This window comes from Aulosira sp. FACHB-615 (assembly GCF_014698045.1).
Taxonomy (GTDB): Bacteria; Cyanobacteriota; Cyanobacteriia; order Cyanobacteriales; family Nostocaceae; genus Nostoc_B.
Genome location: NZ_JACJSE010000031.1, coordinates 1 through 25,116 on the forward strand (window position 1 = coordinate 1; position 25,116 = coordinate 25,116).

The 25,116-nt window shown below is 40.3% G+C and carries 26 protein-coding genes; 12 read left to right on the top strand and 14 right to left on the bottom strand.

Annotation, left to right across the window (positions count from 1 at the left end):
- Positions 1-27 precede the first annotated feature (27 nt).
- Both H6G77_RS29100 and H6G77_RS29105 read left to right on the top strand, forming a co-directional pair.
- Complete coding sequence (locus H6G77_RS29100) at positions 28-1,452, top strand: ShlB/FhaC/HecB family hemolysin secretion/activation protein (protein ID WP_313954533.1); 1,425 nt, start codon at positions 28-30, stop codon at positions 1,450-1,452.
- A gap of 245 nt (positions 1,453-1,697) precedes the next feature.
- Positions 1,698-4,511, top strand: a complete 2,814-nt coding sequence (locus H6G77_RS29105; RefSeq protein ID WP_190873419.1) for a CHAT domain-containing protein — start codon at positions 1,698-1,700, stop codon at positions 4,509-4,511.
- Positions 4,512-4,531: 20 nt separating this feature from the next.
- Here H6G77_RS29105 and H6G77_RS29110 read toward each other — a convergent pair whose 3' ends face one another.
- From H6G77_RS29110 to H6G77_RS29130, 5 genes are all read right to left on the bottom strand, one after another.
- Positions 4,532-4,879 carry a hypothetical protein gene (locus tag H6G77_RS29110; protein WP_242048595.1) on the bottom strand — a complete coding sequence of 116 codons (348 nt, stop codon included), beginning with the start codon at positions 4,877-4,879 and terminating at the stop codon, positions 4,532-4,534.
- 3 nt (positions 4,880-4,882) lie between these two features.
- On the bottom strand, positions 4,883-6,004 hold the full coding sequence (locus H6G77_RS29115) for a substrate-binding domain-containing protein (protein WP_190593672.1): 1,122 nt from the start codon (positions 6,002-6,004) through the stop codon (positions 4,883-4,885).
- Position 6,005: 1 nt separating this feature from the next.
- The gene (locus H6G77_RS29120; RefSeq protein ID WP_190873420.1) at positions 6,006-6,560 is read right to left on the bottom strand and encodes a hypothetical protein; all 555 of its coding nucleotides are present in this window, start codon (positions 6,558-6,560) and stop codon (positions 6,006-6,008) included.
- A gap of 136 nt (positions 6,561-6,696) precedes the next feature.
- A complete protein-coding gene (locus H6G77_RS29125; RefSeq protein ID WP_190873421.1) occupies positions 6,697-7,416 on the bottom strand; it encodes a hypothetical protein in 720 nt (239 codons plus the stop codon).
- Positions 7,417-7,440: 24 nt separating this feature from the next.
- Positions 7,441-9,153 carry a VWA domain-containing protein gene (locus H6G77_RS29130; protein WP_190873422.1) on the bottom strand — a complete coding sequence of 571 codons (1,713 nt, stop codon included), beginning with the start codon at positions 9,151-9,153 and terminating at the stop codon, positions 7,441-7,443.
- A 293-nt stretch (positions 9,154-9,446) separates the two neighbouring features.
- Here H6G77_RS29130 and H6G77_RS29135 point away from each other — a divergent pair, with 293 nt between their 5' ends.
- Both H6G77_RS29135 and H6G77_RS29140 read left to right on the top strand, forming a co-directional pair.
- Positions 9,447-10,085 carry a peroxiredoxin gene (locus H6G77_RS29135; RefSeq protein ID WP_190593664.1) on the top strand — a complete coding sequence of 213 codons (639 nt, stop codon included), beginning with the start codon at positions 9,447-9,449 and terminating at the stop codon, positions 10,083-10,085.
- Between the two features lie 199 nt (positions 10,086-10,284).
- Positions 10,285-10,869: a Uma2 family endonuclease gene (locus H6G77_RS29140; protein ID WP_190873447.1), complete on the top strand. Its 585-nt coding sequence runs from the start codon at positions 10,285-10,287 to the stop codon at positions 10,867-10,869.
- A gap of 9 nt (positions 10,870-10,878) precedes the next feature.
- Here the strand turns inward: H6G77_RS29140 and H6G77_RS29145 are convergent, their stop codons facing one another.
- Together H6G77_RS29145 and H6G77_RS29150 are read right to left on the bottom strand one after the other, a co-directional pair.
- Positions 10,879-12,411, bottom strand: coding sequence for an NB-ARC domain-containing protein (locus H6G77_RS29145; RefSeq protein WP_190593662.1), 1,533 nt, complete (start codon positions 12,409-12,411; stop codon positions 10,879-10,881).
- Positions 12,412-12,418: 7 nt separating this feature from the next.
- The gene (locus H6G77_RS29150; protein ID WP_199331690.1) at positions 12,419-12,631 is read right to left on the bottom strand and encodes a PIN domain-containing protein; all 213 of its coding nucleotides are present in this window, start codon (positions 12,629-12,631) and stop codon (positions 12,419-12,421) included.
- 23 nt (positions 12,632-12,654) lie between these two features.
- On the opposite strand from H6G77_RS29150, the gene H6G77_RS29155 reads away from it, so the two are divergent.
- On the top strand, positions 12,655-12,897 hold the full coding sequence (locus H6G77_RS29155; protein WP_190593660.1) for a helix-turn-helix domain-containing protein: 243 nt from the start codon (positions 12,655-12,657) through the stop codon (positions 12,895-12,897).
- On the top strand, positions 12,897-13,547 hold the full coding sequence (locus tag H6G77_RS29160; protein WP_190593658.1) for a hypothetical protein: 651 nt from the start codon (positions 12,897-12,899) through the stop codon (positions 13,545-13,547). The genes H6G77_RS29155 and H6G77_RS29160 overlap by 1 nt, the downstream gene beginning before the upstream one ends.
- Here the strand turns inward: H6G77_RS29160 and dcm are convergent.
- Complete coding sequence (gene dcm / locus H6G77_RS29165; RefSeq protein WP_313934572.1) at positions 13,544-15,013, bottom strand: DNA (cytosine-5-)-methyltransferase; 1,470 nt, start codon at positions 15,011-15,013, stop codon at positions 13,544-13,546. The two genes, H6G77_RS29160 and dcm, sit on opposite strands and share 4 nt — an antisense overlap.
- A gap of 157 nt (positions 15,014-15,170) precedes the next feature.
- Between dcm and H6G77_RS29170 the strand changes: the two genes are divergently transcribed.
- Complete coding sequence (locus H6G77_RS29170) at positions 15,171-17,567, top strand: VIT domain-containing protein (RefSeq protein ID WP_190873423.1); 2,397 nt, start codon at positions 15,171-15,173, stop codon at positions 17,565-17,567.
- A gap of 91 nt (positions 17,568-17,658) precedes the next feature.
- Here the strand turns inward: H6G77_RS29170 and H6G77_RS29175 are convergent, their stop codons facing one another.
- Genes H6G77_RS29175 through H6G77_RS29190 form a run of 4 tightly spaced genes read right to left on the bottom strand, consistent with a single transcriptional unit; the run spans position 17,659 to position 18,879 of the window.
- Positions 17,659-17,964 (bottom strand): type II toxin-antitoxin system RelE/ParE family toxin, encoded by a 306-nt coding sequence (locus tag H6G77_RS29175; protein ID WP_190593652.1) that lies wholly within the window; start codon positions 17,962-17,964, stop codon positions 17,659-17,661.
- Complete coding sequence (locus tag H6G77_RS29180; RefSeq protein WP_242049340.1) at positions 17,961-18,209, bottom strand: addiction module protein; 249 nt, start codon at positions 18,207-18,209, stop codon at positions 17,961-17,963. Before H6G77_RS29180 ends, H6G77_RS29175 begins: the two co-directional genes overlap by 4 nt.
- Before the next feature lie 46 nt (positions 18,210-18,255).
- Positions 18,256-18,522 (bottom strand): hypothetical protein, encoded by a 267-nt coding sequence (locus tag H6G77_RS29185; RefSeq protein ID WP_190873425.1) that lies wholly within the window; start codon positions 18,520-18,522, stop codon positions 18,256-18,258.
- A 24-nt stretch (positions 18,523-18,546) separates the two neighbouring features.
- A complete protein-coding gene (locus H6G77_RS29190) occupies positions 18,547-18,879 on the bottom strand; it encodes a flavoredoxin (RefSeq protein ID WP_190873426.1) in 333 nt (110 codons plus the stop codon).
- A 122-nt stretch (positions 18,880-19,001) separates the two neighbouring features.
- Between H6G77_RS29190 and H6G77_RS29195 the strand changes: the two genes are divergently transcribed.
- A complete protein-coding gene (locus H6G77_RS29195) occupies positions 19,002-19,139 on the top strand; it encodes a hypothetical protein (RefSeq protein WP_190873427.1) in 138 nt (45 codons plus the stop codon).
- Here H6G77_RS29195 and H6G77_RS29200 read toward each other — a convergent pair.
- Positions 19,136-20,824, bottom strand: a complete 1,689-nt coding sequence (locus H6G77_RS29200; protein ID WP_190593645.1) for an NAD-binding protein — start codon at positions 20,822-20,824, stop codon at positions 19,136-19,138. The two genes, H6G77_RS29195 and H6G77_RS29200, sit on opposite strands and share 4 nt — an antisense overlap.
- A 182-nt stretch (positions 20,825-21,006) precedes the next feature.
- Here H6G77_RS29200 and H6G77_RS29205 point away from each other — a divergent pair, with 182 nt between their 5' ends.
- The 3 genes from H6G77_RS29205 to H6G77_RS29215 all read left to right on the top strand — a co-directional run bounded on the left by H6G77_RS29205 (position 21,007) and on the right by H6G77_RS29215 (position 22,996).
- On the top strand, positions 21,007-21,498 hold the full coding sequence (locus H6G77_RS29205; RefSeq protein ID WP_190873428.1) for a hypothetical protein: 492 nt from the start codon (positions 21,007-21,009) through the stop codon (positions 21,496-21,498).
- 471 nt (positions 21,499-21,969) lie between these two features.
- The gene (locus H6G77_RS29210) at positions 21,970-22,440 is read left to right on the top strand and encodes an NADAR family protein (protein ID WP_190674890.1); all 471 of its coding nucleotides are present in this window, start codon (positions 21,970-21,972) and stop codon (positions 22,438-22,440) included.
- Between the two features lie 250 nt (positions 22,441-22,690).
- Positions 22,691-22,996, top strand: coding sequence for a hypothetical protein (locus tag H6G77_RS29215; protein ID WP_190593639.1), 306 nt, complete (start codon positions 22,691-22,693; stop codon positions 22,994-22,996).
- A gap of 37 nt (positions 22,997-23,033) precedes the next feature.
- Here the strand turns inward: H6G77_RS29215 and H6G77_RS29220 are convergent, their stop codons facing one another.
- Complete coding sequence (locus tag H6G77_RS29220; protein ID WP_190873448.1) at positions 23,034-23,702, bottom strand: class I SAM-dependent methyltransferase; 669 nt, start codon at positions 23,700-23,702, stop codon at positions 23,034-23,036.
- A 285-nt stretch (positions 23,703-23,987) separates the two neighbouring features.
- On the opposite strand from H6G77_RS29220, the gene H6G77_RS29225 reads away from it, so the two are divergent.
- Positions 23,988-25,067: a tetratricopeptide repeat protein gene (locus H6G77_RS29225; protein ID WP_190594417.1), complete on the top strand. Its 1,080-nt coding sequence runs from the start codon at positions 23,988-23,990 to the stop codon at positions 25,065-25,067.
- Positions 25,068-25,116 lie beyond the last annotated feature (49 nt).

A 25,116-nucleotide genomic window follows, 5' to 3' on the forward strand; every position in this document is an offset into this window, starting at 1 on the left:
TGATAAGATATCGGGCATGGGCTTGTTGTGGCTTTTGAGTTGTCGTTTGGGAAGACAATAACTCTACTACATCAGCCCTCTCTCTTCATCCTCTTATTTTGGCGAAGGTATTGTTCTTCGGGAGCATTTATCCCGGCTGATCAAACCTTCAAGACTAGGGGTGGTGTTGTCACAATTCAAGTGATTGAAGGTAGTGTAGAAAGCATAGAAGTTAGGGGACTCAAACGACTCAACCCGGATTATGTGCGGAGTCGCATTGCTGTAGCTACAGGCAAACCCTTAAACGTCAACAAGTTACTCCAAGCACTGCAACTATTACAACTAAATCCTTTAATTAAAAATATTTCGGCGGAGTTGGCGGCTGGTTCTCGTCCAGGGACTAGTGTAATTGATATCAGGGCATCTGAAAATTCAACCTTCAGCGCCCAGGTGAATTTTAATAATAATCGAGTTCCGAGTATTGGCAGTTTTCAGAGACAAATTCAATTTAACCAAGCCAATTTATTGGGATTAGGTGATGGACTTTCTGTTGCTTATGCCAACACCGATGGCAGTAATGATGTTGATGTTAGCTACACATTACCAGTTAATCCCTACAATGGGACTGTGCAGTTTCAATATAACTACACCACTAGCAATGTTGTAGAAGAACCTTTTGATTTTTTAAATATTGAAGGTAGATCCCAAGACTTTGCCATTACCTTTCGCCAACCACTGTTGCAAACTCCTACCACAGAATTTGCCTTGGGAATTACAGCCAATCGGCGTAACAGTGATATTGGCTATTTAGAAGCTTTAGTTGGGGAACGTGTTCCCTTTCCTTCACCTGGGGCTGTGGATGGACAAACTCGGCTTTCGGTGCTGCGGTTTTTTCAAGATTGGACACAACGCAATAGTAGAGAAGTATTTGCAGCGCGATCGCAATTTAGTTTTGGAATCGATGCCTTTGATGTTACCAACAGTGGCGCACCACCAGATAGCAGGTTTTTCTCTTGGCGGGGACAAGCCCAATGGGTACGCCTGTTAGCACCGGAAACTTTACTTGTATTACGAGCCGATGCTCAATTAGCCGACAGAGCATTAGTACCCCTAGAACAGTTTGGTTTGGGTGGTCAAGCAACAGTCCGGGGCTATCGCCAAGATTTACTTTTGACAGATAATGCAGTTTTTGTGTCGGCTGAATTACGTTATCCGATTCTCCGCGCCCCGCAATTAGGAGGTGTATTACAATTAACACCATTTATTGATTATGGTACTGCTTACAACAGTTCCAATCGTGCTGATCCTGATCCTAATAGCCTAGCTTCTGTTGGTTTGGGATTACTATGGCAAAGCGATCGCATTAATGCTCGATTTGATTGGGGTATCCCTTTAATTGATGCTAATTCTCAGAAAAATACTTTACAGGAAAATGGTTTGTATTTTTCTTTAGTTTATACTCAACCGTTTTAGGAAGTCTGAAGTTTGAATCAGAAAAAAGAGTTTTGAAAAATTATTTATAAGACGCATTTCGACTGCGCTCAATGCTCAAAAAGCTTACTAGACGGGGGTTAAGCGAAGCGATGCACTGAGCTTGTCGTTCGCGTAGCGTCTCCGGCAGGAGAAGTGTCGAAACCCGGTAATCTCAAGTCAGGTTTAATTTATTCCTTCTGCTGATCAAATATTTTTTGTCTGGTTAAATTACGAATTTAAAAATTATGTCTGCACTAATTATTTTTGCGACAATATCACAAATGACTCAGCCAGTTGCCCTGATTCCTAACTCTTACCAAGTGGCGATACAAAATGTGACTGCACCCATCACAGAAACTCTGTTGTCAGCAAATCCCCAACAAACTTTAGAAGAAGGGATGCAACTTTACCGAAGTGAGAATTTTAGCGAAGCGGCTAAATTGTTTCAGCAAGCGGTGGGAGGTTTTCAAGCACAAGCAGATTATCTCAATCAAGCCCTAGCCTTAAATTATCTGGCATTGGCAGAACAGCAAATTGGACAATTACCCCAAGCGCAAAAAGCGATCGCTGACAGTTTAGCACTATTAAAAATAGCGGCGCAAAGAAATTCGTCAGACTATTTATCAATACTTGCCCAAGCTTGGAACACTCAAGGACAAATACAATTAGCATCAGGACATTCCCAAGAAGCATTAACCAGTTGGGAGCAAGCAACAGCTATTTATACTAAATTGGGTGATGATGCGGGGAAAATTGGTAGCCAACTAAATCAAACGCAAGCATTACAAGCATTAGGATTATATCGTCGGGCAAGAATTACTTTAATTCAGGTAAATGAATTACTCGAAAAACAACCAACTTCTCCCCTAAAAGTGATGGGACTACTGAATTTAGGTAATACTTTGCGGTTGATGGGTGATTTAACTCAAAAAAATGCTGAGGGAACAGTAATAGAAAACCTTGGTTCTTTGCAAGTATTAGAGAAAAGTTTATCCCTAGCTGCACAAGTATATCCACAATTAATACCCGACATTCATTTGAGTTTAGGAAACACTGCTCAAGCTTTAAGTTTAGGGCAGAATCCTGAAGAGAAAAGCCAAAGACTTGCCGATGCTTTAGATTATTACACTAAAGCTACCCTAGCTAAATCACCGTTAACTCGGTTACAGGCAAAACTGAATCAAATGCGCCTATTAATGGATCAGCAAAAATGGCAGCAAGTCCAAAGTTTGTTGCCAGAAATTCACCAACAACTAGATGCTGTACCAGCAAATCGCACAACTATATATGCGCGGATTCACTTTGCTCAGAGTTTGACTTGTTTGAAACAGCTAACTGAACCTATGAGGATGGGAATGAATGCTAATTGTCCCAAAAATGAGATATTAGCCGATGGGAGTTTCAGTAATGTCAAAAACCTCGAAACTGTGCAATTAACCGGGGAAAATGTAGAATGGAAAGCGATCGCGCAAATGATTGCCAGTGCAGTTGACCAAGCTAAAATCCTCAAGGATAGGCGTGCAGAAGCTTATGCTTTAGGGGCATTAGGTAATTTATACGAGCAAACTCACCAGTGGCAAGAAGCCCAACAATTGACTCAGGAAGCTTTAAAATTGGCTGAAGGAATTGGTGCTGCTGATATTGCTTATCGTTGGCATTGGCAATTAGGCAGGATTCTCACAGCGCCAGATAATCCGCGACGTAACGAACAAGCGGCGATCGCAGCTTACACCAAAGCGGTGAATATTCTCAAATTATTGCGGAGTGATTTAGTAGCGATTAACCGGGAAGTCCAATTCTCCTTTCAAGAGGGAGTAGAACCGGTTTATCGGGAACTCGTGAGTTTATTGCTGCAAAATTCGCCCTATCAAGAAGATTCCGCAGCCAGTCAAGAAAATCTCAAAACTGCTAGGGATGTTATTGAATCACTGCAATTAGCGGAGTTAGATAACTTTTTTCGCACAGCTTGTTTAGATGCTAAACCTGTGCAGATTGACGAAATTGATCCTAAAGCCGCAGTCATTTATCCGATTATTTTACGCGATCGCTTAGAGGTAATTGTTTCTTTACCTAACAAAGCTCAAAACCAAAAACAAAACTTATTATTACGCCCCAAACCCATTCCAGTTTCTCAAACCGAAGTAGAAAAGACCATTCAAGAATTACGGGCAAAATTGGTGACACGTTCAACGCGGGAATTTTTGCCGATTTCCCAAAAAGTTTATAACTGGTTGATTAAAGATATCGAACCCCAATTGCAAGCACACAAAGTAGAAAACCTGGTGTTTGTCTTAGATGGCGCATTGCGGAGTGTCCCAATGGCCGCACTTCATGATGGAAAAGAATATTTGATTCAGAAAGGCTATAACATTGCACTCACACCAGGGTTACACCTATTACCGACTCGTTCTTTAAGCAGAGAAAAACCGCGCACTATTGCAGCCGGAATCACAGAAGCCATCGGTAACTTTGAAGGACTACCCAGTGTTGCAGAAGAGATTAACTCTATTAAACAACAAGTACCAGCGCGAGTCCTGCTAGATAGTCAATTTACTAAAATTGCCTTAGAAAAAATCATCAAGTCATTTGGCGCATCGGTAGTTCATCTGGCGACACATGGTCAATTTACTTCTAACGCCGAAGATACCTTTATTTTGACTTGGAAAGATTCGCAAACTAAAGACCTCACCTTAGTCGGCGATCGCGTCAATGTTAACGAATTAAGTTCATTATTGCAAACTAGAGAGAATAGCCAAAGAAATGCGATCGAGCTATTAGTTTTGAGTGCTTGTCAAACCGCTACTGGCGATAAACGGGCTGGTTTAGGAATTGCTGGATTTGCACTGCGTTCTGGGGCGCGTAGTACATTAGCAACATTATGGAGTGTTGATGATCAAGGTACTGCCATGATTATGGGAGAGTTTTATAAACAGTTTGCTAATAGCAAAGAGACTAAAGCAGAAGCTTTAAAACGCGCTCAACTTCTGCTTTTAGCAGACCCTAATTATAGGCATCCTTTTTATTGGTCTCCTTACGTTTTAGTAGGTAATTGGCTATAAATTCATGGAATTGGGAAAACTTAGTCATTAAATTGTTGCCGTTCTGTTTTGATCACTTTTCCTTCTGCATTAAAGCGGATGATAAACTCAAACCACGCAAAATCCCCAAAAGGTGCTGCACCATCTTGGCCATAATGCCAAGAACTGTCATCCTCTGATGAATACTTCTGTGCTGGTAAAATTTTTGATACTTCAGCTTTCGTCATTCCTGGTTTGATACTCTCGAACTTCTGCATTGTAAAACCTGGAGGTAATTGAGTATCAATTAAAGGATAGAAGATAAACTCACTTTCTGAGAAACAGACGGAAATCCCTACAGGTAAAACGAATATCACAAAAAATAATATCAATCCCTTAATTAATTTCATTTTTTAATTCGTCCTTTCCCATTGACGTTGAATTTCTGTAATTGTTTTACTATCTGCTGGTGGAAGAATTTTCACACTCGGCTTAACTTCTACGCCAGGAATATTTTGATTCCACGGACTATTCGGCACAGTCTTTAAATCAATATTATGATTTACCGGACGAAAACCATACCGCACAAATACTGCTTGTTGTTCTGGTTGGGTGAGAAAGTCTAAAAATTGTTTGGCGGCTTTTGCTGTCCCTGCGTCTACGTCTCGTCGGACAATGGCGGCGGTGGCGGTAGTTTCAATTGATGGGTCTAAATAATAAACTTGGTATGGTTTGCCTTTACTGGCGGCTGATTGTTGCCAACGATATAAAGCTACACTTTCATAGACAGTAGCGACATCAGCATCATTAGCACCTCTAACAATAAATTCTTGTAGAAGAATATCTGTAGAACGAGGCGGTTGATAAACTGATTTTTTGATTAAACTAAATAGTTCTTGGACTGAGGAATTATTAAAACTATCGGCGTTAATAACACCACCTAATTTTGATTGTGTCCACAAGTTCAAAGTTAACTGACCGCTATTAGACCGCGTGGGGTCGGTGGTGACAAAATCAAAACTACCCCAGTTACTTGAACCGCCAACTTTTCCCCAGTTACCAGCTTGCATTGCTTGTTCTAGTTTTGACCATTGAAAGCGTCCATTGGGAAAAAGGACTTTACCCCGTTCTGGCCAAGCAATACCTACAAGTAAGGTTTTAGCCAGTGGTTGAGGAGTTTCATAAAAGGGTTCGGTTTGGGTGGTGCTGCGGAGGCGATCGCTTAATTCTGTTAAAATTTCTCCATTGGCTGGAATTAACACCGCAGGTTTAAAATCATTTTTCTGGTCAACATAATTGTTCACCATATCTTGTGAACCCTGAAATTTGAGTTCTAACTTGATATTAGGGTTTGCTTGCTCAAATTTAGCTTCTAGTTGTTGCAGTGGTTCTTGTAATTCTGTCCCGCTAACAATGACCACTGTTTGCTGTAAACCAGGAATTGGCGCGTAGGTTAAACCTAATGCAGCTGCGATAATAGTTACAGAAGTAAAAACTTGTTTTCTGCGGTTGAATTGAGATTTTTTGCTTTTCATATTATTTTGTTTTGTTAAAAAAGTGGCTTGCAGTAACTAGTATCAAAGCGAACATAATCAGAATAATTAAGAAGAATAAAGCTATCGAAAAGATAATACTAATGTTGAGACCTACTAAATTTTTCAGAAAATCCAAAGCACTCCAATAAGTATCTTTAACTGTGATTTCTAAGGATGCTTGACCACTATTACTTAGTAGTGTTTCTAGTCGTTCTTTATCTGCTAATGCTGTTTTTAAATTACTCCCGTAAAAATATAGCTCTTCTCCTTGATTATTAGTTTTGAGGTAAATATAAGTTCCTTCAGGTAAATCTTCTTTAAAGACATACTCTTCTAGCTCCACCTCCGTTAATCTAAATGATGTAGATGTATTTGACCATAAACCATATAAATGGCTAACCTGCTGCTGACATTTGACATAATTAGGTTCAAGTCGGTGACATTTTAAGTTAATTGATTTACCCAGCGTCAATACCAACATAGGGATAACTATCAACGACTCTGCAAAGATGACAACAAAGGTAAATTTTTTGAGATGGCTGATTTTTTTCTGCATATATAGGAATCCGCTTTGATTCCTGAAATTACAACTTCACTGTCTTATAGCCTTTCTTTTTCTAGTGAAGTACAAGCAAGAATAATTAACCGCAGATGGACACAGATAAATTTGCACCTCAGCAGACTAGGAAAGGCTATACTACTAAATCCAAATTCTCTGCAAGGCTATTGAGTTCATCAGCAATTAATTGCAAACCATTAATCTGTTCTGCATCACTTAAATCAGATGTACGTAATCTTGTTTGGAGTTTTTGCAATACGCCAGCAAAATCTTGAATGAGAGTAGCAATATTGATAACTCTGGCTAGACGACTATCTTCACCTTCTTGTGCTAGTTCTATATTACGTTTCAGACTTTCTGCTAACTGATTCAGATGTCGTTTAGCTACACCAGAACTAGCTGGTAATTTGGTTTTGACTTCTGTAAGTTGCTGTTGTAGAGCTTCGATAGAAAGGAGCGAATTTGTATGATGTAGACTAACTCCTAATTTATCAAGTTTAGCTGGAAGTTCGGCGGCGCGATCGCAACTCATTAAAATTGTTGTCAACAGTTCCACATGAAAGGTATCAGTTAATAATTTCTGCACCTCTAACCGCATAGCATTAGCTTGATTTGCTAAAGCCAAAGCCGATGATTTAACTGTTAATATTTCCCGTTCTAAAGCTGGATTATCTAACTCTAATACCTCACCTTCACGAGACTTGAAAAAACTTGCACCAGCCACCGCCACACCAGTCGCCACAGGTAGCATCATCAAACTAGACAAATTCCCCAAACGTACCCCAACAAATAAAGTCAAACCACCAACTAAAACAGCCACTGGATAATACAAAGGATTGACTAACTTCACCATAAAAAACTCCGCGTACTTTGGCGTTTAAAACTCCACCTGTAAGTTTGACATGACCTGCGAAATTGTCTCAGGATTGCCTTGAGAATAATATCCTCCATTTAACTCGGCAATTGCTTTTAAAACATCTGGTTTAAATTCACCTTCCTTACCATAGCCAATCGTAAAAAAGCTAATTCTTTGGTCAGTTGCAAAACCGCTTTTTTTCAATTCTGCTTCTAACTCATTTAATCTAATCTTTGAACCAGCATCTTCACCATCAGTTAATATCAACACAGCGTTAATGGCATCTTGACGCAGATTTTTTTGTAGCCAATTTCTTGCTTCTAAAGCCGCATCATATAATTTTGTCCCGCCATCAGCCCGAAGTTCATTGATGAATTGCCAACCGCGATCGCGTCCTTGGGGTGTACCATCAACTAATACAGGTGGACGAATTATTGAGTCAAAATCAATCAAGGCAATTTGCTCTTTTGGCCCCAAGTTCTTAATATAGTTTTGTAAAGTATTTTGGACTGCTGGTAATTTATCACCCGACATGGAACCAGAAGAATCAACAACAACCACCACTAAAGAAGGTTTTTTTGCCAATTCTTGCCAAGATTTCAACATTGCATCGACAACTTCTGGCTTTGGTGGACGCAGTGAATCATATTTAGCTTGGGGTTCTACACCAAAGTCGGGACTGAACTTAGCACCCAAAGCTACACCAGGAGTTCCGGGACGTAAACCCAAATCGGGGGCAATTTTTTGTGTTTCTGGCGATCGCCAATAAGTGATAAACTTTTCCGCAGCCGCCTTTTCATCGGCGCTGACCCAAGGTGCATTCGGGATAATCGCCCGCATATTAGAAGTAAAAGTAGCTTTGGGATAAACTGCTTGATAACGTTGCTGTCCTGTCGCTAAACCAGAATTAGCCACAATTACACTCGATTCATATACTGAACCAACGGAAGCCCAAAAAGGCCCATTCTTCACCATTGCTTGGGCGAGAGAATTAGTCGAAACCCCGTAACGAGTAATCTTGCTTTGAATTTGCTGAATTTGGGGTTGAAATTGCTGCACATCCGCCACTGTGATTTCTTCAGGACGCTTACCTGATACACTGGCGTATTGAGCTACCAATGTTTGCAGTCCAGAATTAGAACGAGTCGGGGCAGAATGTACATAATGAACTGTCACAGGTGGCGAAGTTGGGTCAATATCACGGTGAGTTTTAGCCGTCACCAAAGCTTTATAAGGATCTGCAACCTTCCGCAAACCACTGGCGATATCAGCTTGCGCCATAAATACCATTGGTGTGTTCGCAACCAGTGACGACTCTGTGATTTCTGGGATGTAATTTTTCCCCGGAAACAGTTGATTCATCCGGTAAATTAACTGACTGTGATATATGTCACCATCCAGAGAAATAATTGTGGGAAAATCTGCTGCGTCGGCTTGTACTGTCCCCTTTTGCAACTGTTCTGCTAAAGCCACTACCTTGGTCACGACATCGCCACTACCCAAAGACTCGCATTTCACTTGAAAAGCTGTACCATTATCTAGCTTTGGTTGAGTCGTATTAAAATTTTTCGCCGCTTGATTACAAAAGTCACCCAAAGCACTACCAACCAGTAACTTGACTGTTAACCCGGTAAAATTATTCTCGGAATTTGGGTCAGTGTTACATCCCGTCATGAACACTAAAGCAGAGATTACTACAAGATGAGTGGCGAACCGCGACCTTTGAAAAACCATGCACTTCTCCCAGAATCAAGAGTAATCTAGTAATCTTGGCAATCAAGTGGTAAATTCTGCTTCTATTGTGCGATCAAAAAGTTAATTTTCAGTTAATTGATGGAGTGTAAAAGATAAACCTTATATCTGTATAATAATCAAGCCGCATCTAGTTACACTGCATCTCTCCCTGCCTCTGTGCTAAAAAATTAAAATTTTGTAACAAATAGCTAAAAGTCGATAGGGAAACCGATGTTTTATGGGATGATGGCAAAGTAGACTACATCTGCCTCTTTATCTACAGGGAATCTCTTATGGCTCTCCGTCTTGGTGATACAGTACCAAACTTTACACAAGCTTCTACACATGGCGACATAGATTTTTACGAATGGGCTGGTGATAGCTGGGTGGTGCTGTTTTCTCACCCTGCTGACTTCACACCTGTTTGTACAACTGAATTAGGTACAGTTGCGAAACTCAAGCCAGAATTTGACAAGCGTAACGTGAAAGCGATCGCTCTCAGCGTTGATGATGTAGAATCTCACAAAGGCTGGGTAGGCGACATCGAAGAAACTCAAAGCACCACCCTTAATTACCCCATTTTGGCAGACGCAGATCGTAAAGTTTCCGACCTTTACGACATGATTCATCCCAACGCTAACGCAGCAGTAACAGTGCGTTCTGTGTTTGTAATTGATCCCAGCAAAAAACTGCGTCTCACCTTCACCTATCCTCCCAGCACTGGACGTAACTTTGATGAACTGTTGCGGGTAATTGATTCCTTACAACTCACCGATAACTACAGCGTAGCCACCCCAGCAGACTGGAAAGATGGTGATAAGGTTGTTATCGTCCCCTCCCTCAAAGACCCCGAAGTCTTAAAAGAAAAATTCCCCAAAGGTTACGAAGTAGTCAAACCCTATTTGCGGTTAACTCCTCAACCTAACAAGTAATGAGTGCTGAGTTGAAAGTGCTGAGTGCTGAGTTAAGGCATTCAGCAATCAGTACTGAGTATGCTAAAGTCCCATTAAAATTTTGTATCAAGGCGCAAAGTTGCAAGACTCTATTCTTAGCGACTTTGCGCCTATTCTTCGAGAAGCCGCTACCGCGTCTATGCGTGAGAATAAAAATAAAGCCAGTCGCCCAAGCATTATGCTTTCAGATCCCTTATTACTTCAAATGCCAGCATCAATGCAAATGACAGATGAACAATTCTTTGATTTCTGTCAAGTCAACCGTGACTTACGCATTGAAATGAATCAATTCGGAGAAATTTCCATTATGCCACCTACAGGTTCAGAGACAGGGTATCGAGGAGGTAATATATTCGGACAGTTATGGGTGTGGTCAGAAAAAGACGGTACAGGTATTTGTTTTGACTCCAGTACAGGCTTCACATTATCCACGGGTGCAAAACGCTCTCCTGATGCTTCCTGGATGAAATTAGAACGGTGGAATGCTTTATCATCTGAACAACAACAAAGATTTGCACCGATTTGTCCTGATTTTGTCATTGAATTGCGATCGCCTAGCGATAATCTCCAACCCCTCAAAGATAAAATGGCAGAATATATGCAAGAGCCAGGGGTACAGTTAGGTTTTTTAATCGACCGCAAACACCGCCAAGTTTATATTTATCGTCCTCATCAACCAGAAGAATGTTTAGAAAATCCTGAGACAGTTAGCGCAGATCCAGTTTTACCAGGATTTTCCTTGAATATGTCTAAAATTTGGTAGTTATATTATCTATCCTAATCGTTTAATAATGGTTGTGATATTACAAGCAATATAACCAATTGCTAAAGGGGATTTATCATTTAAAAGTAATAGAATTTGCTGGAGATTTTGTACGAGATTTGCTCCATAAATCTGCCAGAGTTTTTCTTGTATTTGATGCAAAATGCGATCACCTACAATATCATCACTACCAGGACGCAATAACCAATGGGTTCGCAGCACTTTAAAATCAGCGATATCTTGACTCTGCATTACCAGAATTATCTCTTGAGTTGCACGTTCTACTAATTCATCGGTGACAATTTTCATCACCAGTGGTTGTAAGGTAAAAGCTGGTGCATCACTACAAATCCATTTTTCTAAAAGCGATCGCCTTTCTAAGCTGACAATAGCATCTAAAATTGTAGCTGGGTCGAGAGAAATGAGTAAATGAGTTTGCAAGCGGCTAAAAGAAATTGGTTGTTGCCAAATTGCTAACCAATAGAGAATACTTTGTTCTAAATCACACAGTTGCTCAAACTGTTGCTTGAAGATACCACGCAAGCGATCGCCAATTACTATCGTATTTTGACTCAGAAAAGCCGCAATATTCCCACCAAACACCGACTGAATCAATGGCGTAACTAGTTTGAGTGCCAAAGGATTGCCGCGATAAAGTTGAATTAAGGGTGATAGTCCGATTTCCTTACCTGTGAATTGGGTACTAGGGACTGGGGACTGGGGACTGGGAAGAGAAATTTTGACTACTGATTGTTGAGCCTGTAATAGTTTGATGGCATCGTCTTTTGGTAATCCTGTTAACGTGAGACTGCGAACTGTTTTTGTATTCGATTCAATAATGTTTGGTTGCTGACGACTGGTGAGGATAATGCAACTTTGATGATGAGCGCGGCTTAATTGCTGGATAAATTGATGATAGTGTTTTTCTGATTCATCCCATCCATCAAGTATTAATAAATACCGACGCTGTTGCAGATGGTGAATGAGTTTTGCGGTATCTGAGGGAATATCATCAACCGGAGTTTGCTTAAAGGTGTGGAGAAGTCCATCTAACAGCGAAACCAGGGATGGCGCGGAATAAAGCGTTTTCCAAATTAAGCCATCAAATTGTAACTGAAGATAATCAGCCAAAGCCAGAGCTAGAGCCGTTTTACCAATGCCAGCAATCCCTGTGATGATGATTAGTTTACAGCGATGGGCTACAATCCATTCTTCTAACTGAGTTAATTCTTGATTACGTCCGTAAAAACTTTCAACATCAGGTGCTTCATCCCAGTCGAGGTATTGTGTAGAGACTTCCTCGAAGTCTGCGTTAGGCATTTCTGCGATACTTTGCCAATCGTTAATGTCAACAGCCTGACAGATAGCGATAAAAATTTCTTGTTGAATGCGATCGCCCTGCCAAAATCGCCGTAAAGTAGCTCTAGAAGTGTGAGCATCTTGCCACCAACGCGCCGTACTAGTTTTCGTCCAACCAAGACGTTTTCGCGCCTTGTCTACAATTCCCAGTCCAGTTGTTGATGCTTTGAGCGAGTTTGACATATATCTGTTAACTGAGCAAATCGTCTCTATTTTGACTTAAAGAGAGCTGTTGTAATATCTGACTCACAGACAATACAGGGATCGAAACACCTGCAAATTTAGTATCACGAGTCACAATTGCATCTAAATTTTGAGCGATCGCACAAGCAATTTGTACAGCATCTTCAAAATCTGTAATACCAAAAATTAAGATACTTATAGTCCGTAGACTTATAGTCATCTTTTAAAGTTTACTGCTGCATTATGACGCAGCCTAACAAAAAGAAAGTGATTTTAATGCTTTTTGGAGAACGTGTACGTGCTCTCCGTCAAACTTGTGGTCTTTCACAAGAAGCTTTAGCACTTGCAGCAGGACTAGATAGAACCTATATAGGTGGTGTTGAGAGAGGTGAACGTAACATCAGTCTGATTAACATTCAAAAAATTGCTCATGCTCTTGATGTCTCAGCTGCTGAATTGTTGCAGTTTGAACAGGAGGTAGAGTGATGCGTGCATCTGATTTAGGCTACTTTGTAAATGCAAATGTACTAGAAAAAATTGGTTTAAGCCCTGATATATTACGGCAAGCAATTCGGGACACATATAAATTGCTTGACCAGATAGATGCAACTCTTGAGACGGCAGAAGTTTTTCCATTAAGCCAAACAGTTGAGCTAGCCAATTTATCTTCAATGATTGGAAATATTTTTGCCTCAGCTATAGCAAAGCACTCCAACGGTTTACTCAGACGTAACGGGCCTCATAAATATCCAGATTTACTCACTACTGGTATCTCACCAAAAGTACCTGATATTGAGTTGAAAATGGCTCTTGAAACTAATAAACCCAAAGGACATCTTGCTAAAGAGGGTTATTATCTTACCTGTCGTTATGTACTTTGCCAATCTGATGGTTCTCTAATAATTGGTAAAGAAAATCGTGGTGTCAAACCTTATATTTGGGAAATACGCTGTGGCTATCTTTTGACAGACCATTTCAACCTCAGTAACACAGAGGGTGATTCTGGAAAAACTGCTGTGGTTAATGCAACAGGTATGGAAGTGCTTCAAGTGGTGTACTGTGATTTAAAACGTGCTCCTCTTTCACCAAAAGGTAAAGTATATCGAAGTTACCAGCAGCTTATTGAGCAAGATTAGTCACTTTCTAATATGCCTTGCGCTATGATACTTCCTAATAGGGGTGGCACAGCGTTCCCAATCTGTTTAACAATTTGAGATCGTGTACCAATAAATTCAAAAGTATCAAAAAAACCTTGCAAGCGTGCACCTTCTCTTGGCGTTAAGCCACGATCTTGATAGGGATGAATACAACGATTTGAAGCCGGATGAACAAAATTTACGGTTAAGGTTACACTAGGCTCATTTCCATTTAACCGACTGTAGCATGAGCTAAAGCCACTTGTAACCGTTCCTTCAGGCAAAGCGTAAATATTTGTTCCTGCTTGCCTAATTATTTCTAACATTCGAGGAGAATGTGCAGTTGCTTCATGCAGTTTTAACTGCTGTGCTCCATTACGAATAAAAATTTCATACTCCGTAGGGTTAATATCGTCCCGATAGACAACAGCGTGTTTTCCAGCTTCAACTTGGGGGAGATCATGAATTGCTTCATTTATAGTGACAGCAGTCTTTAAATCTTTAGCAAATAGCTTTTCTGGCGGTTTAAGAACACATTCTTGTTTTCCAGCCATGCTTCGATGTTCGCACCAATGTGTAGGCTCAGTCCATTTGTATGGTTTACCTCGTTTATTGCCAATTATGATTAAACGTTCACGACGCTGTGGTAATCCATAATAAGCAGCATTTAGCACTTTATAGCTTGTTCTATAACCTATTTCCTCAAAAGTTTGTATAATAGCTTGTAAATTTTGTCTATTGTGATAAGTAAGTAAACCAACCACATTCTCAAAAACTAACCATTCTGGCTGTAAATCATGAACTATGCGACAAAATTCTTCTACTAGATTGTTTCTTGGGTCATTTCGTTCTATGTTCCGAAACGGACGAATAGATGAAAAACCCTGGCATGGTGAACCACCTATAATGACGAAGGGACGAGGATTCTCAGTTTCTAAAACCTCAGTTGAAATAGTGCGGATATCTTGTCCATAAGCATTAGCAGTCTCATGATTATATGAAAAAGTTTGTAATCGATCACTAAGAATATCGATGCCTGCAACCACCTCAAACAACTCACACATCTCAAATCCAAATGAGAATCCTCCAACTCCACAAAACAGGTCAAGAACAGGTTTTTTTGTCAGATCAGGCTGTCTCTTACGTGAAATTTTTGTTATGTTCTCAGGGCAAGCTGTGACGTATCCTTCACCTGTCAAGGGATTTTTACAGAGTTCATTTTGAGCAACTAATAGTTGCTCGGCATCCATATTCAGATAATCAGATATCCGATAAAGCAAATTTTTAGAGGGAAATGTAAGTCCCCGTTCAAATTCCATTAACTCCCGCACGGAAATCCCAACAGCAACAGCTAGATCACGCTGTCGCATTCTACGAAGTTGCCTTGCTGATCGGATACTTAAAGCCATCTTAATACTGATTAGAACATACAAACTTAATAATATAGCGATGATACATATAGTCATCACTTTGAGCAAGCTATATTTTAAAAATATTTCAGCCCACCTTGTAGCTCAATTAATTAACCAACTACTGAGCATTGACTGAACACAAAACTGAGCATATCTGCCGAGTAACCGCGCTTACGCTAGAGACATAACATCAAAGCGTGAGGTAACTTATATGACTCAACCTTTAGAACGCCAAGCTGGTGGCTTATATGTTCAAACGCCTGAACAACAGCAAATCGCTTTCCCCCTCAAGCACACTGAAGTACAAGCCAAAATTGCGGGGAATATCTCACGGGTAGAAGTTACCCAAAGTTTTGAAAATCCTTTCACAACTACGTTAGAAGCTGTTTATATTTTCCCATTACCGGATGAGGCGGCTGTTGATGATATGGTGATTCAGATTGGCGACAAGACTATTAAAGGTAGTATTAAAAAACGCCAAGAAGCACAGCAAATCTACGAACAAGCCAAGCAGCAAGGACGCACTGCGGGACTGTTGGAACAAGAACGGGACAACATTTTTACTCAATCCTTGGCTAACATTCAACCAGGTGAGCAAATTGATGTGATTATTCGCTACTCTGAAAGTTTGAAATTTACGGCGGGTAATTATGAGTTTGTTTTCCCGATGGTGGTTGCTCCGCGTTACGTTCCAGGGATACCAATTGATGGAAATGCAGGCGGTGTAGGTTCGGCTACTGCACCGATGACGCAAAATCAAGATACAGATATAGTTCCCGATGGTTCACGGTTGAATGCACCTATCTTACCATCAGGTACGCGATCGCCCCATGATATTAATGTAACGGTAGAAATTGATGCGGGGGTTGAGGTGCAGAATGTCCAGTCTCCTTCTCACCAAATTCAGGTAGCTTATGAAGGTAAGCGGGTGTTAGTGAAGTTGGCGGGTGGGGACACAATTCCGAATAAAGACTTGATTTTACGCTATCAAGTCGCAGGTGAATCTACTCAAGCTACCGTACTCAGCCAAGCTGATGAACGGGGTGGACATTTTGCACTATATCTAATTCCTGCACTTCAGTATCGTCAAAATCAGGTGGTTCCTAAAGATGTGGTATTTCTCATCGATACTTCCGGTTCACAAATGGGTGCGCCATTGATGCAATGTCAAGAGTTGATGCGCCGCTTTATTAATGGACTTAACCCTGATGACACTTTTAGTATTATTGATTTCTCTGATACGACTCGGCAACTATCGCCTGTTCCCCTCTCTAATAATTCCCAAAATCGCACATGCGCCATCAATTATATTAATCGATTGACTGCTAATGGCGGCACGGAAATGTCACGGGGTATTCTCAGTGCTTTAAATTTCCCAGTTACAGATACGGTGCGTTTGCGGAGTATTGTATTGTTGACGGATGGTTATATTGGCAATGAAAACCAAATTCTTTCAGAGGTGAAACAACATCTGCAACCAGGATACCGCCTTTATAGTTTTGGTGCAGGTAGTTCGGTAAATCGCTTTTTACTCAATCGCATTGCAGAATTAGGAAGGGGTATATCTCACATTATTCGCCACGATGAACCAACAGATGAGGTAGTCGATAAATTCTACCGTCAGATTAATAATCCAGTTTTGACTAACATTAATTTGCAATGGGAAGGCGATGGTGATGCGCCAATTATCTATCCTGCTACGCCACCAGATTTGTTTGCGGAACAGCCGTTAGTTTTATTTGCTAAAAAGCCTGATGCGCTTGGGGGAAAACTCCACATTACGGGAATTGCTGCGGGTGGTACACGTTATCAGCATACCTTTAACTTAGACTTTGAGGAAGCAGGAAACCCCGCCATTGCCCAACTTTGGGGACGTTCCCGCATCAAGGAATTAATGAATCTTATGGTGAGTGGTGACACTAAGTTGGGTGTGGAAGCGGTGACAGATACAGCTTTGACTTATCAACTGTTGTCGCAATATACAGCTTTTGTGGCGGTGAGTGATGATGTGCGAGTTGATTCGCGTCAGGGTTCAGTTTCGGTGCAAGTACCTGTAGAAATGGCTGAAGATATCAGCTATCAAGGTATTTATGGTAGTGCTTTTAGTGCTTTTGCTCCCAGAGTAAGTGCAATATCTCCTGCGCCTGAGTTTTTGCAACGTAAGCGGAGAGTAGAATCTCCAGGCGCACCGGAAGCAGAGAGTTTTCTGTGTGAAGCACCGTCACCTCCGAAATTGGCACAAAGAGCTTACCGTAGTTTTGATGAAGATTTTGAGGATGTAGACTTATTAGAAGCAGAAGAACTTGTAGAGAAAGTTGATCCTGTTGAGCATTTACAGGTTGTGAGTGTGACGGGATTAAATGAGCAAATGCTTGCGCTTCTGACTCAGCATTTAAAATCTGTCTCGTTGTTTATGTATTCCAGTGGGGATTTAGTGTTTGAGTTGCAGATAAGTAAGGGACGAGTCAGACAGGTGTTGTTAGATGAGCAGGCTTCTACTTTTAAGGAACAGTCTGTAATTGATATTATCAGGCGATCGCTTGTTTCTTGGCGCATTCCTCAATTACTCACAGCTACCGTGTCTATAACACTGCGATTGCAAACGTAATATAAAACTATACCGGGTTCATCCCGGTTTTTTTATTGCAGGCGATCGCAATTCATCCTTTAACCCTCACAATAGCAATTTACATTTTTGATTATGTTTCAATATTTCTTTGCTTCCAGTAATTTGGTTTGCGTTTACTATGCGCGATCGCAATCACCCAAATCACTTCTTCAAGCTCCGTATAAAATATCAAATAAGGAAAACGTTGAATTTTATAACGACGTATTCCTGCTATTTTATATGGAGTGCCTAAATTGGGGTTTTGCTGAATTTTAAGAATAACTTTTTCTACTTCAGCAAGTAAATCAAGCCCTAAGCCTACTTTTTGAGATTCATAGTAAGCTATTGCAGCATCAAGCTCTTTTCGAGCTTCGGTGTGAATTACAATAAACTTCACGAATACTTTTCTCGTAACTCAGAAAAAACTTGAGATGATGGTTCCCCAATAGCTTTTTTACAATTAATATCCTCCAACCGTTGAGTTAATTCTGTATCCCAAGCAATTTCTAGATTATCATCTATATCTTCATCTAGAGAATGAATTAAAAAATAAGCAATTTCAGCACGTTCTTTTGCAGACAGGCGAGAAAGTTCAATTTTAAGTTTTTCGGCTGTTTCACTCATATTTTGAGGCTTTGTCAATAATTTTCATTATAAGCTTAATTATTGGCTGAACAGTAAACTATTGCTATATAAGATTAATATCTGGAATTGAAATATTATCTTGCTCTCTGATATTATCCCAATCAATTACCGCCATCCAAACATTTTCTTCATGAGAATATTGAACAATTCCATCAACTTCTAAATCTTCGCTATACAACACCAAATTTAAATTATCTTGCAACCAAATTTTTTGACGAGCTAAATCTTCAATAGTACCAGTACAATTAAGTCGCAAGCGACCTTGAGAATCAGCATTATGAAAATCGGCAAAGACTCTTGGTTTATCCATAGCGTTTAAATGGTGAGAAAATTTCTAGTTTGCTTTAGCTGGATTAGCAATTGTAGGAGTAAGTAAGCTGCTAATTTGCTGTGGAGTTAAACCTGTTAATGTTGCATGAGAGGAACTTCTACCAGAAGTACGAATTACATCTCCTCCTAAAGCTCTAACTGCGCCTACTGATGTTACTCCAATTTGTCCGTGAGGTATTGTTGCAGCCAACTGTTCTATCGATAATCCTATCGCACTCTCTACAGATATTCCAGTTACTCCACTAGGATGAGTCCCAAAACCACGCTCAATATCTTCTGGTCGATTACGTCTACCCCGAATAACTATTGCTTCGTCTGGTATTTTATCTACAATCACAAGTAATTTTGAATTTGTTCTTTCTTCTGTAGCATATCAAATGCAACTACAATTTATATTTTTACACCTACAATTGCAATGAGATCGCTCGCAATTCATCTTTCAACTATCACAATTATAATGTGAGCGATCGCATTTCATCTTTCACCCATCACAATAGCAGTGTGAGCGATCGCATTTCATCTTTCAATCATCACAATCATAATGAGAGCGATCGCATTTTTTCAACTCCTACACCCCCACACCCTTTCTTTTCCTAACTTGTCTGCGATACTTTCTCATCGCGCCACAGTTGATATAAACGATTTGCGGGCATTGTTAAATATAGAATATCGCCCTCGTCTAATTGTGTTGTGAGTAATTGCCAACCTTGGACACGTTGACTGTTACTTTCCACATATAACGGTACAAAGTCAGCAGATATGGCGATTTCTTTCACCAATTGACCGCAAAAGGGATGTGATGCTGTAATGAGTGTGGCAAAGGCTACCCATAGTTTATTGGCGGTAATACCATTACCGAGGATGCGTCCACCTAAAGCGGCGGCGGCAAAGGCTGGCGCGGCTAGTTCTGCGGGACTGAGGACGGCTTCAAAATTAAATACTTGTTGTGCCATCCTAGCAAAGTCGGGGTCAGCATAATGAACAATTACAGGAATTTTAGGTGCTAAACCTTTAGTTTTAAGGGCAATTTCTAGGTTAGTTGCATCGTTGTGAGTAACAGCTAATACCGCCGCCGCCGCAGTTACATTACTGGTTTGCAAAATGGTGCGGAAACTTGCATCACCTTGAATTACCGGAATCCCCAAACCCCGCACCGAGTTGACATATTTATTATTTGAGTCGGTTTCAATCACAATAACTTCATAACCACTACTATGAAGTTGCTGAACAATTTTGCTACCAATGCCACTTAAACCGCAGACAATATAATGATGGCGTTGGGGAATTCTCGCTGCGTCCCAAAATTGCTTAAAGCGATTACCTAACACAAAATCAGTTAGCATCGCATACCAAGTACCAATCACCACTGCACCAATTAGCATAATCACAATGGTGAATAATTTGATGCTGTTGGGGGCGTTTTCAACAATTTTATCATTACCCCCTGCACCAGTAATCATCCCCACAGAAAAATAAAGGGCATCGACTACAGATAAACTCAGTTCTGTAGACATATATGTGAGTGTGGCGATCGCTATAATTGCTATTAAGACTAACGCACCCACGACTATTGATTGTCCATGTTGCTGAAACTGACGCAAACTGGTACAAACTTTCAAGACTTTTTTAATTAATGATCTGCGGGTAGAACGAATGCGCGGTTGAGTGGCGACAATTAAGCGATCGCCTACTTGTAATTCTTGTCCAGATAGCACTCCATCAATTAAATTCATCTCCCCTTGTAACGGCAGATAATAAATTGGCATTCTCGCGGGTTCTTCCCACAAATCACTTAAATTCCGCCCCAACCAAGGATGATTTTCATCAATATATTCTTCTTGAACAGGCCAAGTTTGGTCAAATAATTTGATTTGCCCTATAGCTTGATTTCCTAAAGCCGCAAAGGTAAATAATGGTGCAGCTAATCCCACAACACTCATACTCAAATGTTCTGGGAGAGTTTGATCTAGCCTTTCACCTAAGTTTGTATTATAAAAGCGGTTAATAATGCGAATGCGCGGATTTAACACTCGCGCTTGCATCATAATTGATAAATTTAAAGTATCTTCCGAAGCTGTAATGACCAACGTATGTGCTTGCTGAATCCCGGCCGCCGTCAAAGTCGCCGCCGCGTGTAAATTACCAATAATAATATCTGGAGAACATTCCCCGGCAATTGGTTTGTGATGAATACCAACAACTAATGCGCCCTGCTGTCTCAGCAGACGAAAGATTTTATATCCTGTACGCCCTAAGCCACAAACAATGATTCGAGGTTTCATGAGACAGCAAGTAGTATGAATGCGTAATTTGTAATTCGTAATTAACCATATTGTGGCGTTGTTTTTGAGGATGTAACTGTAACTGAAAACACCTTAGCGATAAATCAAATTAATTAGGCACTTTTGCGACATTTACCGAGTCAATTTATGAAGAATAGTTAGTACAATGAACATTTTGAGTTATGAATAAGTTGGCAAAATTGACAATTTTTGCTGGGATTTTATGCCCTTTAATTACCGCAGGTGCGATCGCCTCTACAGCGCAAGCAAAACCTTCACAGAGTCCACTAGCTGAACCCAATGTACAATTAAAAGTGCAACGCACAAGCGGTACTTGCCCGCAGACAGTTGGTTTGTGGTGGTTAATCTTACCTTATGAAGGTGGTGCAGAACATACTGTAATTGCCGAGACTAGAGATTTTGCCGATACAACTCAATTAGTCGCATCTAATAATAAGCTGTTTGTTGAGTTTGTTTCACCTTTACGCAGTAATTATGCTAACTGTATTGGTCAAACCCAAAGTCAGGAATATCCTTTTTATAATGTGCGGTTTAAAAATAAAAAGGCATATTTTCGCGTCGATTTGCGAAACATCAACGCACCAGGACAGCTAATTACTTACAAAACTGTAGCCGCTTCTCGTCCTTATGTGCGCTGGGCGATCGCAGATTAGGAGAAAAGTATAAAGTTTAAAATTAATTAAGAAATTTATATATAGCTTGTAGCCAGCGACTTCAGTCGCGGCTACACATCTAATACCATTTTGGATTTTAGATTTTGGATTGGGTAAGGGTTGATCTGTAAGCTTTTGAGTCATCCATCTGTCGCAATCATTTTTTAATTTGGTATAACAACAGTTTCAATATTTTATGGTGAAAGTGATTGAAATCATGAGATTGCAATGACCTGGGTGTACTGATTCTTTTCTACTCCCGACTCCCGACTCCCTATTCCCTACCTACACAAATAAATTCAGAAATCAAACCGGATTCCTATATGAGTCCTATAATTTCTTTGTTTTATTAATGAAATGTAATTTCATCGTTGAAGTGCAAAGCTTAGTTACCTTCAGAGTTAATTTTGTCGATTTGCCAAGAAAATGCTATGAATAATCTCTAATAGCTGATTTTTCACAAGTAATTCGATGACTATCTATTTTTATAGCACCCGCGAACAATATGGTTGCTTCTCCAACTTTTCTGATCACGGATTTGTGTTGGATGATTTATACTGGTATACAAGCGAACATTATTTTCAAGCCCAAAAATTTGTTGGAACATTTCATTTAGAACAAATTCGCTTGGTAAAAACTCCAAAAGAAGCCGCAAAAATGGGTAGAGAAAGAAGCCGTCCTTTGCGTCAAGATTGGGAGCAAGTCAAAGATAGTATTATGAAAAAAGCAGTACTATGTAAGTTTACAACCCATACAGATATTAGAGAAATTTTACTCAGTACAGGTAATGACGAAATAGTAGAAAATTCTCCCATTGATTATTATTGGGGTTGTGGCGCTGACGGCAGTGGCAAAAATATGTTAGGGATAATTTTAATGGAAGTGCGCGATATTATACGCGCAGAAGATGGCACTAAATCGGGAAATGCTACGATAAAATAAACTGGTCAGTGTTAATTTTCAATCTTGTATAGCAGTCCTAGTTGATATCTGAACAACAAAGACAAGGGAGACAAGGAAAATAAGAAAAAGATGTTTATAAATCATTTATGATTGCTGTATAGATAGTCATTTCAGTCATCAATGTGAATTTATTAATAGATGTTTACTTAAAGTTACAAAAAACTAGTTTTTGTAACTTTAAGTAAAAAAGAACAGAGTTTGAAAGGAGGCAATATAAGGAGGCAAAAATATGCTTTTATCAAAAACTAAAGTCAAACAATATTGTAAATGGTTTTGGGATGAAACCCTAGGAGGAGAATATGATGCTTGGGGTACTAGTACTTACTTTCTCGAAATTGGTGATGATCTATATCCGATCAGACAAATAGAAGTTTACGAAAATGGCAATGTCTTATTTTATGATAGTAGCCACTTTGCAGACAATTACGGAATGTTATGTGATAAACCAATTCAAGAAGAGGATATTCGAGAATTTGGGATTACTAAAGCAGAATTTGAACAAGTGTGGAATACAAAAATCCCAATGAATCGCTAAATTTGGGTAGTAGAAATTAAAGCGTTGCTGACTTAATTTAAACAGATAAATTACAATGACGTGCAATAGTCCAATGGCGATCGCTTGATTGATAAACTTTCACTCCAGCTAACCCGACACTAGTCACCAACTGATTCACCTCATCTAGTGTAAGTGCAGCGTGGAGAGAATCTCGAAATAACTTTTGCTGAAGGGGATCATAGTCATGGCCAATGCTGGATACTAAAGCATTCATGGTCTCTGCATCGGCTGGACGTAATAAATCACGAATCAGCAAGCCACCGTTCGGTTTACTAACACGCTGGATTTCTTGGAAAAACGGCAGAGGATCAGGTAAATGGTGAACCAAGCTATTAGAAATCACCAAATCAAACATTGCATCTGCGTAGGGTAACTGTTTCGCATCCACCAATTCCAAAGAAATTTGCTGTTGTAAGCCAGCTTGTTGAACATGCTGCGTGGCAATTTTGAGCATATTCTGAGCTAAATCAATCGCAATCAACCCCCATTGGGGACACATTTGTGCAATGAGAACCGGGATACGACCGGGGCCAGTCCCCGCATCGAGTACTAAGCATGGTGCTGTTGTACCCAGAGCGATCGCTTCCTTGGCAAAAGCTGTGTTAACCTCAGTAAAATCCATCGCATCATAGTCAATGGCTTCTTCCCAAGTATCCATGACTTCTGGTTCCAAAACTCTTTCCATCATCAACCCTGTTATTCAACCAACAATAACTACAGTAATAGTTTTCTATTAGGACTTACGCAAAAAAACGAAAAAATCAAGTCACACCCCCCACACCTCCCACACTCCCCACACTCCCCACACTTCCCACACTCCCCACACTCCCCACACTTCCCACACTCCCCACACTCCCCACACCCCCCACACTCCCCATACACAATTTTGGTGCGTAACTCCTGTCTATGAGAGATCAGCATTGATTTTGGGAACACTTGATCTACTAGTTGATTTAACGGGAATTGGTCAATGTCTGACGGTCAATGGAAAAACAACTTGAACAGTACCTCTCCTACGCCAGCGCCTACAACCCGCCTTACGCCAATCAAGCGCAATACCATTACCCATGAATTTGACCAAAATGCTGCTGATGCAATGTTGGCGGAAAACAGCAATACTCAGTTATGGGAAGCAGCAGAACTATTGCGTCAAGGTATACAACAGCAACAAGCGGGAGAACTCATCGCGGCTTTGAAGTCCTTGCAACAATCCTTGGCGTTATTTGAGGTGATTGGAGATATCCCCCAACAAGAACAGGCGCTATGCTTTTTAGCAGTAGTTACCTACGCTTCGGGAGATTATAAAAGTACTATTACTTATGCCAAGCAATGTCTGACTTTAAAAAAAGAGACACCAGACCCATCAATACAAATGCAGGCATTTTCCCATTTAGGTAACGCTTATCGTCACTTAAATGAGCATGAGAAAGCAATTAAATATTTAGATGAATGCTTGAAAATTACCCGCAGCTTGCAAGACAAGCGCAGTCAAGTTGCCGCCTTAAATAATTTAGGATTGGTTTACAAAGCAGCAGGTAACTTAACACGGGCGATCGAGTATCAAGAGCAAAGCTTAAAATTGGTGCAGGAACTTCAAGATAACTGGGGTATAGAACAAGTCCTGAAAAATTTGGGTAATGCTTGGTATGCTTTGGACAATTATCCCAAAGCGATCGCCTACTATGAACAATGTGTCAAAGTTGCACGCATTCTCAACAACCCCCGCAGTGCCATTCAAGTACTCAAAAATTTAGGCAATGCCTGTTATGCTACCAATGAATACGGCAAAGCCATGACTTATTATCAAGAACGTCTCCAACTAGCCAGAGAATTAAAAGACAAACGCAGTGAAGAACAATCTCTAGGCAGTTTAGGCGTAACTTGTGAAGCGTTGGGAGATTATAACCAAGCCATCCAATATTATGAACAACGCTTACTCTTAGCGAGAAGTATCAAAGACCGCCGCATTGAAGAACAAGCCCTTGCCAGCCTCAAAGTTGCTTGCTATGCCTTGGGTGATTACGCCAAAGCTATGCAATATCAGCAATAGGCAATAGTTTTTTGTCTTAAGTTCGCTGCTACAATGGAACTCACGCCAA